This is a genomic window from Flavobacterium macacae, from assembly GCF_003865365.1.
Classification (GTDB): domain Bacteria; phylum Bacteroidota; class Bacteroidia; order Flavobacteriales; family Flavobacteriaceae; genus Flavobacterium; species Flavobacterium macacae.
On sequence record NZ_RQVR01000002.1, the window covers coordinates 331,250 to 346,658 of the forward strand.

General features: G+C 38.6%; 13 protein-coding genes. 6 read left to right on the forward strand and 7 right to left on the reverse strand.

The features are described 5' to 3' along the window. Positions 1–32: 32 nt before the first annotated feature. Genes EG849_RS03260 through EG849_RS03270 form a run of 3 tightly spaced genes read right to left on the reverse strand, consistent with a single transcriptional unit; the run spans position 33 to position 2,006 of the window. Positions 33–752 carry a LytR/AlgR family response regulator transcription factor gene (locus tag EG849_RS03260; RefSeq protein WP_125011646.1) on the reverse strand — a complete coding sequence of 240 codons (720 nt, stop codon included), beginning with the start codon at positions 750–752 and terminating at the stop codon, positions 33–35. Beyond that, positions 715–1,488 carry a sensor histidine kinase gene (locus EG849_RS03265; RefSeq protein ID WP_233581743.1) on the reverse strand — a complete coding sequence of 258 codons (774 nt, stop codon included), beginning with the start codon at positions 1,486–1,488 and terminating at the stop codon, positions 715–717. Before EG849_RS03265 ends, EG849_RS03260 begins: the two co-directional genes overlap by 38 nt. A gap of 47 nt (positions 1,489–1,535) precedes the next feature. Next, positions 1,536–2,006 (reverse strand): Lrp/AsnC family transcriptional regulator, encoded by a 471-nt coding sequence (locus EG849_RS03270; protein ID WP_125011647.1) that lies wholly within the window; start codon positions 2,004–2,006, stop codon positions 1,536–1,538. A gap of 199 nt (positions 2,007–2,205) precedes the next feature. On the opposite strand from EG849_RS03270, the gene EG849_RS03275 reads away from it, so the two are divergent. Continuing rightward, entirely contained in the window at positions 2,206–2,643 is a 438-nt protein-coding gene (locus tag EG849_RS03275; protein ID WP_125011648.1) for a retropepsin-like aspartic protease, read from the forward strand. A gap of 65 nt (positions 2,644–2,708) precedes the next feature. Here the strand turns inward: EG849_RS03275 and odhB are convergent, their stop codons facing one another. Continuing rightward, positions 2,709–3,947 carry a 2-oxoglutarate dehydrogenase complex dihydrolipoyllysine-residue succinyltransferase gene (gene odhB, locus EG849_RS03280; protein ID WP_125011649.1) on the reverse strand — a complete coding sequence of 413 codons (1,239 nt, stop codon included), beginning with the start codon at positions 3,945–3,947 and terminating at the stop codon, positions 2,709–2,711. A gap of 78 nt (positions 3,948–4,025) precedes the next feature. Further along, the gene (locus EG849_RS03285) at positions 4,026–6,812 is read right to left on the reverse strand and encodes a 2-oxoglutarate dehydrogenase E1 component (RefSeq protein ID WP_125011650.1); all 2,787 of its coding nucleotides are present in this window, start codon (positions 6,810–6,812) and stop codon (positions 4,026–4,028) included. Positions 6,813–6,927: 115 nt separating this feature from the next. Here EG849_RS03285 and EG849_RS03290 point away from each other — a divergent pair, with 115 nt between their 5' ends. Next, on the forward strand, positions 6,928–7,461 hold the full coding sequence (locus EG849_RS03290) for a hypothetical protein (protein ID WP_125011651.1): 534 nt from the start codon (positions 6,928–6,930) through the stop codon (positions 7,459–7,461). On the opposite strand, the gene EG849_RS03295 is transcribed toward EG849_RS03290, so the two are convergent. Together EG849_RS03295 and EG849_RS03300 are read right to left on the reverse strand one after the other, a co-directional pair. Beyond that, the gene (locus EG849_RS03295) at positions 7,458–7,808 is read right to left on the reverse strand and encodes a hypothetical protein (protein ID WP_125011652.1); all 351 of its coding nucleotides are present in this window, start codon (positions 7,806–7,808) and stop codon (positions 7,458–7,460) included. The genes EG849_RS03290 and EG849_RS03295 overlap by 4 nt on opposite strands. 52 nt (positions 7,809–7,860) lie before the next feature. Then, on the reverse strand, positions 7,861–8,835 hold the full coding sequence (locus EG849_RS03300) for a polyprenyl synthetase family protein (protein WP_125011653.1): 975 nt from the start codon (positions 8,833–8,835) through the stop codon (positions 7,861–7,863). A 179-nt stretch (positions 8,836–9,014) separates the two neighbouring features. On the opposite strand from EG849_RS03300, the gene EG849_RS03305 reads away from it, so the two are divergent. From EG849_RS03305 to EG849_RS03320, 4 genes are read left to right on the forward strand one after another with little or no spacing between them, the layout of a single operon-like run. Continuing rightward, positions 9,015–9,611 carry a TetR/AcrR family transcriptional regulator gene (locus EG849_RS03305; protein WP_125011654.1) on the forward strand — a complete coding sequence of 199 codons (597 nt, stop codon included), beginning with the start codon at positions 9,015–9,017 and terminating at the stop codon, positions 9,609–9,611. A 33-nt stretch (positions 9,612–9,644) separates the two neighbouring features. Then, a complete protein-coding gene (locus tag EG849_RS03310; RefSeq protein WP_125011655.1) occupies positions 9,645–11,012 on the forward strand; it encodes a TolC family protein in 1,368 nt (455 codons plus the stop codon). 10 nt (positions 11,013–11,022) lie between these two features. Next, positions 11,023–12,078, forward strand: a complete 1,056-nt coding sequence (locus EG849_RS03315) for an efflux RND transporter periplasmic adaptor subunit (RefSeq protein WP_125011656.1) — start codon at positions 11,023–11,025, stop codon at positions 12,076–12,078. 19 nt (positions 12,079–12,097) lie between these two features. Then, entirely contained in the window at positions 12,098–15,283 is a 3,186-nt protein-coding gene (locus EG849_RS03320; RefSeq protein WP_125011657.1) for an efflux RND transporter permease subunit, read from the forward strand. Positions 15,284–15,409: the final 126 nt, after the last annotated feature.

Consider the following 15,409-nt stretch of genomic DNA (forward strand, 5'->3'; position numbering starts at 1 on the left):
TGTAACAAGAAGGTAGAATTTTGTAATAAAACCTAAATATCGATTTTACAAAGGAAGTCAGAACGATAAATATCACTTAAAAAAAGCACAACATTTTTTCCCGATTTGTCTAAAAATGTTGTCGTAATTTCATCATGAGCAAAGAATTTCACTGATGCCATCGCAATAATATCCTTTTTGTTGATTCGGCAAAAATCAGCTTTCGGAAGTTGGGAAAGCAATTTTGCAAACGTGATGTTCTTTAATAAAATGGAATTACCATCTTTCATCAAAACTTCTTTGTCACGACTGTCACTTTCAGAAGGCTGGATATAAACAATTTGGTCAAAAAACAAAAGCGCTTTTCCTTTGTCTGTATTCAACTGCACGAATTTTTTTGTTGAAGTTTTTTTATTGATTTTTTCTAAAGCTTTCGTTACTGCTTTTTGCAAACGGTCCTTTTTTACCGGCTTTGTGATGTAATCAATTGCCTCAATATCAAAAGCATCCACAGCATATTCTTTATAAGCCGTGGCAAAGATGACCATTTTATCTTTCAGCAAATTGGCTACGCTCAAGCCGTCCATTCCTGGCATTTCAATATCGGTGATGACCAGATCAAAATCAATATTTTTTATCTCTGACAGTAATTTTTCGGGATTGTCAAATGCCTTCACGACTTCCAGTTCCGGAATTTGTTCGCAGAGCATTTTTAAGTACGTCAGTCCTGGCAATTCATCGTCCAGAAGCAAGCATTTGAGCTTTGTATTCAAGGAGGTCAATTTTTAAGTGGGCAATATAGACATCATCTTCGACAAATTTATCGAGTTTGAAATTATTGTTGTAAATTATTTTCAATCGTTGCTCTAAAGTATCAGAACCTAACCCGCTACGGTCTTTTTTCAAGATTTTATGATCTGAAATTTTATTAGAGACGGTCAAGTAAAAACAGCTTTCCTTAAATTCAAAAACAATTGAAATAAAAGCATCCGAACTTTTTAAATCAGCATGTTTAAAGGCGTTTTCAATTAAATCAATTGAGATCATTGGTGCCAAAATGGGCTGCTCATAGAGCAATTCGCCTTCTTTTATTTTTGTTTTTACTTTTAATTCAAACAGCGGACTGATCTTGATCTTGTTGATTTCAATTAAATTCAATGCAAATTCAATTTCTTCGCTCGGAGAAACAAACTTTTTTTGGCTTTCGTATAAAATATAATCCAGCACATTGGCCAATTTGTCAAGCGCGTGATAGGTTTGGTACGCGTGGGACTGTATCGAATTCAGTATGTTTTTAAAAAGATGCGGATTGAGTTTCGACTCTAAAGTTTCCAGTTTTAAACCGTTTACCTTGATTTCTAAAGAATTGTACTTTTCTTCAAATTCCTGCTTTTCGCTTTTTGCTTTTTTAAGTTTTACAAACAGCACAAAAATTCCTACGATGAGGCAGATGATGCATATAATGCCAAGCATGTAAAGGGTGTTTGATATTAAAACGTTGGTATCCATTTTTTATTTGGGGTAAAATTAGTCATTTGATTGAGAATCCAATTTCACTAAACCTGAATCTGCCTGTCAATTTGGGTATCCAGAGAAATAAAGGTTTCTGTTCTGGATACGCCCTCGATGGCCTGAATTTTTGTATTCAAAAGACTCATCAAATGTTCGTTATCTTTACAAATAATTTTGATCAAAATAGACCAATTTCCGGTGGTGTAATGGCATTCTAAAACTTCCGGAATTTTTTTTAGTTCACGGACCGCTTCTAAATTTCGGGCCGCTTTGTCTAAATAAATGCCAACGAAAGCCATCGTGCTGTAACCCAAAACTTTCGGGTTCACCACCAATTTGGAACTCGAAATTACTCCATTCTGTTCTAATTTCCGCAATCTTTGGTGAATCGCCGCGCCTGAAATTCCAATTTTATTTGCAATCTGAAGAATGGGCTTTCGCGCATCTTCCATCAAATCACGTAAAATTTCTTTGTCTATACCGTCAATTTCTATTTGTAAGGAATTTATCTTCATAACCTTTTAATTTACAACTGATGAACCTATTTTAATTACATTTAAAAATCAAATATACTCATTTTTTACTATTTTAATTTATCAAAAAAAGGAGCGTTTTTTAAAATTAAACACCACAATCTTTAGTAAAATATTATGTTTTGAAGTAGGTCAGTTTTAAAGATAATTGGCTATTTTTGAGTTACAACATACCAAAATAATGGACAAAATCTTCGACGCACTAAAAAGCAAAGGCTATAAAAAAATAAAATTAAAGGTTTCAAAAACACATCACCTTGTAATCAAAGCCAAAATAAATGGAATTGAAGGAAACTTCATTTTAGACACCGGCGCATCCAGCAGCTGCGTGGGTTTTGGCGATGTGGAACATTTTAAATTAATGGCCGAAGATTCGCTCACGAAAGCTGCTGGAGCTGGAGCTGTGGGGATGGATACCCAAACTTCAACAAACAATACATTGCAGCTTGGCCGTTGGAAAACAGATGATTTTTCATTAGTCATCTTTAATATGGAACATGTGAATATCGCCTTGGAACAATACAAAGCAAAACCAGTCCACGGCATCATTGGTGCCGATATTTTAATGAAAGGGAAAGGAATTATTGACTACCACGGAGAGTACTTTTATTTAAAATAAAAAAGACAAGCATAAAAAAATCCCGTTCATTGAACGGGATTTTTTATTTATAAGAAGTTGGAAAACTATAGTTCCAACGCTTTTTTAGGATTGTTATCCATCAATAATTCTGCTGGATTTTCTAATGCTTCTTTAACCGCAACCAAGAAACCAACTGACTCACGTCCGTCGATGATTCTGTGATCGTAAGACAAAGCCACGTACATCATTGGGTGAATTTCCACTTTACCGTTCACCGCGATTGGACGTTGGATAATGTTGTGCATTCCCAAGATTCCAGATTGTGGAGGATTGATGATTGGCGTTGAAAGCATGCTTCCGAAAACACCACCATTTGTGATTGTGAACGTTCCGCCAGTCATGTCGTCAACCGTAATTTGTCCGTCACGCGCTTTGATAGCCAATCTTTTGATTTCAGCTTCAATACCGCGGAAAGTCAAGTTTTCTGCATTTCTAACCACAGGAACCATCAAACCTTTTGGACCAGAAACTGCGATAGAAACGTCTACGAAGTCAAAAGCCAATTTGTGGTCACCGTCCATCATTGAATTCACATCAGGATACAGTTGCAATGCTCTTGTAACCGCTTTTGTGAAGAAAGACATGTATCCCAAACCGATTCCGTTGTGTTTTGCCTTGAACGCATCTTTGTATTCATTACGAAGCGTGTTGATTGGCGTCATGTTTACTTCGTTAAACGTAGTCAGCATGGCTGTTTCGTTTTTTGCAGCAACTAAACGTTCTGCTACTTTTCTACGAAGCATTGACAATTTTGTTCTTTCTGATCCACGGTTTCCTCCTGTTGGAGTTCCCATTGACGGAACAGCGTTTACAGCATCGTCTTTAGTGATTCTTCCGCCTTTTCCTGTACCCGAAACTGCTGAAGCATCCATATTTTTTTCGTCCAAAATTTTTCTTGCCGCTGGCGAAGGAGTTCCTGAAGCATAACTTTTTTCAGCTGCTGGAGCTGGTTTTGCTTCTTCTTTTTTAGGCTCTTCCTTTTTAGCTTCCGCTTTTGGAGCTTCTTCTTTCTTTTCTTCTTTTGCCGGAGCGCCACCTGAAGGTTTTCCGTCAGTATCAATGTGGCAAACCACTTGACCAACAGCCACAGCATCACCTTCTTCTGCTTTAAGCGTAATAATGCCGCTGGCTTCAGCTGGCAATTCTAAGGTTGCTTTGTCTGAATCTACTTCAGCAATCGCTTGATCTTTTTCTACGTAATCTCCGTCTTTTACTAACCAAGTTGCGATTTCTACTTCGGTAATTGATTCCCCTGGAGAAGGAACTTTCATTTCTAAAATCATCTGTATATAATTTTATGGTGTGTTATTTTTTGTTTTCTTTATTTCAAAATTACGGCTTTCAGCCTTGACAGCATCTAATTAACTAAAAAGATTTTTGTCAAAAACCATTGCAATTGCTGCTGCGTGACGTTTTTTAGAACGTGCATAACTCCCTGCTGCTGGTGCGCTGTACGCCTTTAATGAAGCGACTCTTAATTTTATTAAATCAAAATTCATCAACATATAACTATAAGCTCCCATGTTTTTAGGCTCTTCTTGTGCCCAAACATAATCGTCAGCATTTGGATATTTAGCTATAATTGCTTTCAATTGTTCCACTGGCAATGGGAAAAGCTGTTCAATTCTCACGAAGGCTACGTCATTTCTTCCGTTTGCTTCTCTTTCTGCTACTAAATCATAGTAGAATTTCCCCGTACAGAATACCAATGTTTTTACGTCTTTTGCTTTTGCATTCGGGTCATCCAAAACTTCTTGGAAGCTTCCGTTTGCAAATTCATCTACCGAAGAAACTACTGATGGATGGCGCAATAAACTCTTTGGCGTAAACACGATTAAAGGTTTTCTGAACGTTGTTTTCATCTGTCTTCTTAACAAGTGGAAGAAGTTTGCCGGCGTTGTACAGTCAGCCACAAACATATTGTGGTTGGCACAAAGCTGTAAATATCTTTCCATTCTTGCTGAAGAGTGCTCTGCTCCTTGGCCTTCATAACCGTGTGGCAATAACATTACCAAACCGTTTTGATTGTTCCATTTGTCTTCTGCCGCAGAAATATATTGGTCCAGCATAATTTGGGCTCCGTTAGAGAAATCTCCAAATTGCGCTTCCCAGATGGTCAATGTTTTTGGGCTTGCCAAAGCATATCCGTAGTCAAAACCAACGACTCCATATTCAGATAAAAGTGAATTGAAGATGTTGAATTTTCCTTGTTGGTGTTTTAATTGCTGCAATAAGATTACTTCTTCTTCAGAATCTTCTACTTTAACCACTGCGTGACGGTGCGAGAATGTTCCTCTTTCCACGTCTTGGCCCGAAATACGAACATCAAATCCTTCTGTCAAAAGGGAACCATAGGCCAAAAGTTCCGCCATTGCCCAATCCAACTTATCCGATTCGAAAAACATTCTTTTCCTGTCGTTGATTAATTTTTGGATTTTGCTGATGAATTTTTTGTCGCTTGGCAGCGTCGTGATGGTTGCAGCAATTTCTGTCAAGATCTCTTTTGAGAAAGTGGTGTTTACTTTCTGCAACATCTCATCGGCATCAGCTTGCGTGTAGCCGCCCCATTCATTTTGCATAAACGGAGTGATGATTGTCAAATCTTTCTTGCGGGACGCTTCTAAATTTTCATCTAAAAGTCCTTTGTATTCTTTTTCTAATTTACCCACATAGTCACCGTCGATAATTCCCTCTGCTTTCAATTTGTCAGCATAGATATCTCTAGGATTCTCATGTTTTGCAATTAGCTTGTATAATTTTGGCTGTGTAAAACGAGGCTCATCGCCTTCGTTGTGCCCGTATTTTCTGTACCCTAACAGGTCAATAAAAACGTCGCTTCCAAATTGCATTCTGTAATCCAGTGCAAAAAGCATGGCGTGTACGACTGCTTCCGCATCATCCGCATTTACGTGCAAAACGGGCGAATTAGTCACTTTTGCAATATCTGTACAATACGTTGAAGAACGGGCGTCAAGGTAATTTGTAGTAAAACCAACTTGGTTGTTGATTACAATGTGGATTGTCCCTCCTGTTTTGTAACCATCCAACTGCGCCATTTGAACAATTTCATAAACAATTCCTTGTCCAGCGATTGCAGCGTCTCCGTGAAGTGCGATCGGCAATACTTTTGAAAAATCATCTGGAAAATGACGGTCTTGTTTTGCTCTTGCGATTCCTTCAATTACAGCTCCAACAGTCTCTAGGTGAGATGGATTTGGCGCTAAATTGATATTGATATTTTTTCCTGATTTTGTCTTTTTGTCTGCAGTCAAGCCTAAGTGGTATTTTACGTCACCGTCAAAAAGCGCATCATCATCATAATCTTTTCCGTCAAATTCAGAGAAAATATCTTGCGTGTTTTTTCCGAAGATATTTGCCAAAACGTTCAAGCGGCCACGGTGGGCCATTCCCATTACAAATTGTTCCACTCCTTTTTCAGCCGCTGCTTCAATCAAAGCATCTAAAGCTGGAATTAAAGTTTCGCCACCTTCCAGGGAGAAACGTTTTTGGCCGACATATTTGGTATGAAGAAAGTTCTCAAAAGAAACCGCTTCATTCAATTTATTTAAAATATTTTTCTTTTGTTCTGCAGAAAATTTTGGCTGGTTGTCGTTGTAGCCAATTTTATCTTGGATCCACTGCCTTATTTCTGGATTCCGGATGTACATGTATTCAACACCGATGTGCTCGCGGTAAATTTTGTCTAAATGACCCAAAATTTCTTTTAATGTACAAGGTGCAATCTTGATGGCTTTCGCAGCATCAAAAACTGTGTTCAAATCCCCATTTGAAAGCCCGAAATTCTCTAAATCCAAATTTGGACTAAAGATTCTTCTTTCGCGAACCGGATTTGTTTTGGTAAACAAGTGCCCTTGCGCTCTGTAAGCCTCGATAAGCTTTAAAACATTAAATTCTTTTTGTAATTTTTCTGAGATCTGGCTTACGTCTGCAGTACTTGAAGATGCGTAATTTGCCATTTGCTGTGCAGGTGCCTGATTTTCTTCGCTATATGTTTCCATTCCGAAGTCAAAACCTTGAAAGAAACTTCTCCAACTTGGTTCGACGCTATCCGGATTTTCAAGATATTGATCGTATAATTGAGCAAAAAATTCAGTATGTGCCGCGTTTAAAAAAGAAAACCTATCCATAATATAATTGAATGTCCTAAATATGTTAGAAATATTTTTGCAAAAGTACGACAATTAGAACAACCTAATAATTTTTTCATACTTTTATGTAACAAACTTAACTTAAATTTAAGGTATGAAAGTAGGCATTTTAAACCACATGACAAAAATCGTTTTCGTAATAAGTTTATTCGCTTATTCTGGAGGCGCAAAAGCACAAGAATTCGAAGATAAAGATTTCTGGAGCAGGGTTCATTTTGGAGGCGGTCTGGGTGTTGGTTTTGGTTCTAATTATACCAATATTGCATTGGCTCCCAGTGCCATTTATGATTTTAACCCTTATATTTCAGCCGGAATAGGCTTGCAGGGAAGTTATGTCAAGGATAAAAACTTCTATGAATCCTACATGTATGGGCCGAGCTTGATCGTTTTAGGAAATCCAATTCCGCAAATCCAGCTTTCAGCCGAACTAGAACAGCTTCGCGTCAACGTAGATTATGACGACAAATTTGGAGTTCCCAATGATAATTTTTGGAATACCGCACTGTTTTTAGGCATAGGCTACCGAACTAACAATGTAACGCTTGGCGTTCGCTATAATGTCTTGCACGATAGCGGCAAAAATGTGTACAGTGACGCTCTGATGCCTTTTGTGAGGGTTTATTTTTAAAACTTATTTCGGAACCAAACTTTTTGCCATTCTCTTTTTAAGATCAAGAAAGCTACATTTTCAGATAAAACTACCAAATCTGAACCGTCTAGTTTTTTAATTTCGGCTTCAGAAACATCCATTATATAAAGGAGATTCAAGTACTCTGCAAATTTATACTGAATTAAGCGGAAGATTTTTTCGTGAAGCTGTACTTTCAATTCTTCAGGCGAAGTGCTCATCGGAAAATCAACCGGCTCATTGGCAGAATTAAAATCTTTGTTGATCTGTTCAATCAATTTTAGGTAGAGATTTTCTCTTTCAGCTTCTGACAGCAGTACATCCGTATTTATTGGAGCTATGAACATTTTAAGATTTTTGATTTAAGATTGTGCAAAGCACTTTAAAACTTTTGAAGCATTAAACTCTTCTGCTCATCAAATTTTCACCGAAAAGCCTTAAGATTTCTTTCTTTTCATCCGCTATGTTCAGGGTTTCTAAAGTGGCAAAAGCTTTCATTGTAAATTCTTTTATCGCCTCTTGAGTCGCTTTTGCAGCACCCGTTTCATTAAAAATCTGCTTGATTGAATTGATTTTTTCGGTGTTGTCAATCGGCTGGATCGAGAACAAGTTTAAAAGCTGCTCGGCATCTTGTTTTGAAGAAAACTCCAAGGCTTTTAAGAACAAGTAGGTTTTTTTATTTTCAATAATATCGCCGCCCACCTGTTTTCCAAAGGTTTCTGGATCACCAAAAGCATCTAAATAATCGTCCTGCAACTGGAAAGCAATTCCAAGATTTAATCCAAAATCATAAATAGCGTTGCAATTTTCTTCATTGGTTCCGGCAATTATTGCTCCCATTTTCATAGCAGCAGCAACCAAAACGGCCGTTTTATATTCAATCATTTTTAAATATTCAGGGATCGTGACATCATCACGATTTTCAAAATCAACGTCCAACTGCTGTCCTTCGCAAACTTCAAGAGCCGTTTTGCTGAATAATTTTGCAAGGGATTGAAAAATTATCGGTTCGTATTTTTCAAAATATTGATACGCCAAAATCAGCATCGCATCGCCAGAAAGAATTCCGGTATTTAGGCTCCATTTTTCATGAACCGTTTCTTTTCCTCTTCTCAAGGGCGCATCATCCATAATATCGTCGTGAACCAGCGAAAAATTATGAAAAACCTCAACAGCCAAAGCGGCCGGCAATGCCTCTTTATAATCACAGTCGAAAATTTCTGCCGTCATCAGTGTCAAAATCGGACGAATTCGTTTGCCTCCTAAAGACAAAATGTAATGAATTGGTTCGTAAAGACTTTTTGGCTCTCTAGAAATTTTCTGGCTTTCTAAATAATTCAGGAAATTTTCTTGGTAGTCGCTGATCGAATGCATAAAAATAATTTTGCGCTAATTTACAGTATTGTTCTCTCATTCCAAATAGGATTATCAATAATTCAAACGAAAACGGTTTCTGTTAAAAAATCGTTAAAAATAAATTTGACATTTTTGTTAAACACTTTTGTACATATCTTTGCATTGACAAAATTGTTAAATATTTTAGTTAAACAAAAATGGCAACAACTAAAAAAGACGAAGCGACAGAAGAGTTGATTAAAAATACCGCCAAAAGATTATTCTTTGGAGAAGGAAAATTTAATGCAACAACTCAAGAGATTGCTGATGCAGCTGGTGTAAATAGAACCTTGATCAACTATTATTTTAGATCTAGAGACAAATTATTCGACTTAGTTTTCACCGACGCACAAGCTCGCGAACAAGAAAGAACAGAATCTATTATCTTTTCTGAGCTTCCTTTCAAAGCAAAAATCGCTGAATTTATCGACGATACCTTTGAAATTGCAAAAGAATATCCTTACATGGAAATGTATTTGGTAACCCAATTCAACCAAGGATGTTTTTTCAAAGACGAAGAAGGAATGGACCGAATGCTGAAAAAATTCTACGAAGAATTTGAAGTGGCAATGGAAGAAGGTTTGATCAGAAAAACAGATCCGATTCAATTCATTCTGAATATGATTTCGCTGACTTCTTTCCCGATTGCGATGCGTCCGCTTTTTCAAAAAACAATGCATTTAAATGATGCTGAATATGATAAAATTCTTTCAGACCGAAAAGAAATCATAATGGACACTTTATTTATCAAGTAAAAACAAATGTTAATCAATTATAAATTTAAACAAATGAAGACCACAAATAGCTTACAAAAGCTGAAAGCTGCCGCTTTTTTATTTGTTGCATCGCTTTTTGTTTCGCAGGGCATCCACGCGCAAGCCCAAACGTTGACCCTGAAAGATGCCATCAAATATGCCTTGGAAAACAAAGCAGATTCAAAGAAAGCCAAGCTGGAAGTTGAAAACAGCAAGTATCAAATCGAAGAAGTTCGTTCGAGAGCCTTGCCCCAGATTGCTGCAAACGGGAATTTGACTTACAACCCGATCTTGCAGTTAAATGCACTGCCCGGAGATTTCTTTGGACAGCCCGGAACCACCCTATTAGCGCCATTAGGTCAAAAATGGACAGCGGGCGGCGGTATTTCTTTGACGCAGAATATCTTTGACCAAGCCGTTTTTACGGGCCTGAAAGCAGCAAAAACAACAAGAGAGTTTTACCAAATCAACCAGCAGCTGACAGAAGAACAGGTGATTGAACGGGTGGCGAACAATTACTACCAAGTTTTTGTGCAAAGACAAAAATTGGCGGTAGTGGACAGCAATTATGTAAACACCTCCAAAGTACGCGACATCATCAAGGGGCAATTTGACAATGGCTTGGCCAAAAAAATTGATCTAGACCGTATGACCGTAAACTTATACAATATCAACACCAAGCGCCAGCAGCTAATCAATGCGTTGCAGTTACAAGAAAATGCGCTGAAATTTTATATGGGAATGCCGATTGAAACTCCTATTATTATTCCGGATACTGAATTTGAAGTGACGCCGCAAGCACTTTCAGAAGCGCCGCTGACCGCAACCCGAAGCGAATATCTTTTGCTTGAAAAACAAGAGCAGCTTTTGATTTACCAGAAGAAATCAATCATTGCTGGGTACTACCCGACTCTTTCCATTTCTGGAAGCTATAATTATCTGGGCCAAGGTCCCGAAATGCCTCTGTTTGCAAAGCCAGCCGACGGCGTTTACTGGACCGATTATTCTTCAATCGGGTTGAATTTAAGAGTTCCGATCTTCACAGGATTTGGAACAAGAGCGAAAGTTCGCCAAGCCGATGTTGAAATCAGAAGAATTAAGGAAGATATGATTGACACCAAACTTTCCCTTGATCTGGCTTATGAAAATGCCAAGACGCAAATCAACAACAGCATCATCACGATTAATTCTCAAAAGGAAAACGTGAAACTGGCACAAGAAGTTTTAGACAATACCCAAAATAATTATTACAACGGATTGGCTCCTTTGACTGATCTGTTGGACGCAGAAAACTCAAATGTAGAAGCTCAAAATAATTACACAACCGCTTTATTGGACTATAAACTGGCCGAAATACAGCTGATCAAATCAAAAGGAGAACTAAGAACACTTTCAAATTAATCCATCAAAAATGAAAAAAGTAATATATATAGTAGTAATTGTAGCTGTTATAGGCTTAATCGGATACAAGCTGACCAGCAATAAAGACAAAAACGAAGCAGAAACAGCCGTTGTTGCAGAAAAAAATACAGATGTGGCCGTTCGTGCCGATACCGTAAATATAAAAGAAGTCTCATCCCAATACATAGCCAACAGCACCTTTCTGCCAAAGCAAGAGGTAATGCTTTCGGCAGACGCTTCCGGTTTGGTAAGGCGCGTGTTAGTGGAAGAAGGTGCTTTTGTAAAAGCCGGACAAACTTTGGCGATCATAGACGGAGACAAACTAAATGTAAACGTAGCAAATGCACAGGCGGTGTATAAAAATGCCCAAGTAGAATACTCACGATTTGAAAGCGCTTATAAAACGGGCGGCGTGACCAAACAGCAATTAGACCAAACCCGCTTGCAATTAGAAAATGCGAAAAACAGCCTGCGCTCTTCTCAATTAGCAGCTTCTGACGTAAACATCAAAGCCTCTTTTTCAGGAATCATCAACAAACGAAATGTAGAGCCAGGATTGTATGTAAATCCAGGCAAAGAATTATTTGAAATTGTAGATGTCACTTCTTTAAAATTAAAAGTAAATGTGGACGAGAAAAACATTTCTAGCTTAAAATTAGGACAGACGGTAAAAGTAACGGCACAAATTTTATCCGATAAAACATTTGAAGGAAAAATTACTTTTATTGCTCCAAAAGCAGATGGAAGCTTGAATTTCCCAGTGGAATTAGAAATTAAAAACAACAGCTCAAAAGACTTGAAAGCCGGAATGTATGGCACTGCCTATTTTGGAAGCGATCAAAAAGTGGAAGCTTTGGTGGCGCCAAGAACTGCTTTTGTAGGCTCCATCAGTTCAGGACAAATCTTTGTGATTAAAGACGGAAAAGTGACCTTGACAAAAGTAACTACGGGAAGAAGTTTTGGCGATTATATCGAGATCACTACCGGAATTGAAAAAGGAACTCCAGTTGTCGTTTCGGGCCAGATCAACCTTTCTGACGGAACAGCCGTACAAATTATCAAATAATTTAATTAGACTATAACGGATGAAAATTTCTGAAATATCAATAAAAAGGCCCAGTTTGGTCATCGTATTATTTACGCTGCTGACTTTGGGCGGTATATTCTCTTATATGGGATTAGGCTATGAGCTGGTTCCAAAATTTGAAGTAAACGTAATCACGGTACAGACAGTTTATCCTGGCGCTGCGCCCTCTGAAGTGGAAACGTCGGTGACCAAAGTAATCGAAGACGCCGTAGCTTCACTAGAAAGTGTCAAAAAAATCGAATCAAAATCGATGGAAAGTGTTTCTGTCGTGATGATTACGCTAAATACAGGAGCCGACGTCAACTTTTTATTGACCGATGCACAGCGTAAAATCAATGCCGTAATCAACGATTTGCCTGAAGATGCTGATCCGCCAAGTTTGAATAAATTCTCTTTAGACGATGTGGCGATCATGAACCTTTCGGTAACTTCTACGCTTACGGAGAAAGAGCTATATGACTTGCTTGACCAAAAAATTCAGCCTGTTTTTGCCCGTATCAACGGCGTGGCAAAAGTGGACATGGTTGGTGGTGAAGAACGTGAAATCCAAGTAAGTATCGATCCCGGAAAGCTAGAAGGTTATGGCCTTTCAATTTCACAAATCCAGCAGACCATTGCCAATTCCAACTTAGACTTCCCTACCGGAAGCGTCAAATCACGCGACAATCAAACCACATTGCGTCTTTCTGGCAAATTTAAATCTTTAGACGAATTAAGAAACCTGCCAATTACAACTCCCAAAGGCGTGATGATCCGTCTGAGCGATGTAGCTGATGTTCAAGACGGGATTAAAGACATCGAAAAAATTTCCCGCGTAAATCAGCAAAACACCATCTTGCTGCAAGTTTTCAAACAGTCAGATGCCAATGCCGTTTCTGTTTCTGAATTGGTGCGCCAAACCATCCAGACCATCGAAAAAGATTACAAACAGCAAGCAATCAAAGTAGATGTTGCGAGTGATTCCACCCAATATACCATCAATGCGGCGAATAACGTTATGTTCGATCTTGGGCTGGCCATTATGCTGGTGGGTTTCATTATGCTGTTCTTTTTGCACAGTTTGCGAAATGCGGCGATTACCATGATTGCGATTCCGCTTTCATTAATTGCCACTTTTATTGCACTTTCAGCTTTAGGATATACCTTGAACCTGATGTCTTTATTAGGACTTTCATTGGTTGTGGGGATTCTTGTCGATGACGCGATTGTTGTAATCGAAAACATCCACAGGCATATGGAAATGGGTAAAAACAAAGTACGTGCGGCTTATGATGGAGCTGCCGAAATTGGCTTTACAGTAACCGCGATTACTTTGGTCATTGTTGTAGTATTCTTGCCCATAGCCATGTCAACCGGATTAGTGGCTGACATTTTACGCCAATTTTGCGTTACTGTAATTATTTCCACATTACTGTCCTTATTAGTGTCATTTACAGTGGTTCCTTGGCTGTATTCCAGATTTGGACGAATAGAGCACATCAAAGAAACCTCCTTCTTCGGAAAAATTCTGCACGGTTTTGAAGCCGGATTAGATAAACTTATCGATTGGATCAGCGGCATTTTGAAATGGGCGTTAAAGAACTGGAAGAACAAGCTGGCCACACTCTTGATTACGATTGTATTGTTTTTCTCTTCGCTGATGCTTGTCGGAAAAGGCTATATCGGTACTGATTTCTTCCCAGGAAATGACAAAGGAGAATTTTACCTGCAATTTGAATTAGAAAAAGATGCTTCCATCGAACAGACCAACCTTCTTACTCAGAAAGCAGAAGCTTTTTTAGCAAAGAAGCCAGAAGTAGCAAAAATGATTACCACTATTGGCCAAGCTTCTGACGGAGCGATGGCTACAGGAAGCGGCACCAAGTACAAATCAGAAATTCAAGTATTTGTCAGCGAAGAACACCGCAAAATAGAATCGACAAAAGTATTTGCGGCAAAGTTGAAACGCGAGATGGAAAAAGTGCTTATTGGCGCCAAGATCAAAACGGTAAGCATCGGAATCATGGGTGCAGAACAAGCGCCATTGATGCTGACGGTCATCGCTTCGTCTCAAAAAGACGCGTTGGAATATGCCCGCAAAGCAGAAGCCCAGTTGAAAAAAATCTCTGGCGCCACCGAAATCAAATTGACTTCTGAAGACGGAAATCCAGAGATCAACGTTCAAGTAGATCGCGAAAAAATGAACTCGCTTGGCTTGAATGTGGCAACAGTGGGTATGACCATGCAAACGGCGTTCTCTGGAAACACAGATACTAAATTCCGATCTGGCGATACAGAATACGACATTAATATTCGTTACGATGAATTTGGCCGTGGCAATATTGAAGACGTCCAAAACTTGAAATTCACAAATCAAGAGGGCGAAACAATCCGTCTGGTACAATTTGCTGATATTTCATACAGTTCTGGGCCGTCATTAATTGAACGCAGGGATAAAACGCCTTCGGTATCGGTACAGGCTCAAGTTGTTGGAAAACCAGCCGGAACAATTGCGGAAGAATGGCAAGCTGAATTTGAAAAATTAGAATTAAAACCAGGAGTTTCGTTCAAATGGGGCGGAAACATGGAAAACCAGCAAGAAGGTTTTGGAACGTTAGGAATCGCATTACTAGCCTCAATTATATTAGTTTACTTTGTAATGGTCGCGCTGTATAACAACTTTGCCACGCCATTTATCGTATTGTTCTCCATTCCATTATCGTTCATCGGAGCGCTATTGTTCTTGGCATTGACAAACCAAACCCTTAATATTTTTACCATTTTAGGTATCATCATGTTGATTGGTCTGGTCGCCAAAAACGCAATTATGTTGGTCGATTTTGCCAACCACCGAAAAGAAGCCGGAGAAAACACATTTAACGCTTTGATTCAAGCCAACCACGCGCGTTTCCGTCCGATTTTGATGACGACAATTGCCATGGTTATCGGTATGATTCCCATTGCAATCGCCACAGGAGACGGAGCCGACATGAACAAAGGTTTGGCCATCGTAATTATCGGAGGCCTCTTGTCATCCTTGTTCTTAACGTTAATCATCGTTCCGGTAGTTTACTCGATATTTGACGGACTTGGAAGACGTTTCGGAAAAAATGAAGTCGTAAATTATGAAGAACTGATGGTTGAAGAATACACGCCTGCTGAAGTAAGCGAAGATGGCTTTACCATAAAACATAAAATTGAATAAATAAAAAACCTTTGGTTTAAAATCCCGATTGATTCACGTCAGTCGGGATTTTTTTTTGAGCCAAACGTCAGTTCGTCTAAAAACCCTTCAAAGTTCTTATTCAAACTTAATTTTGAAGTAAATATA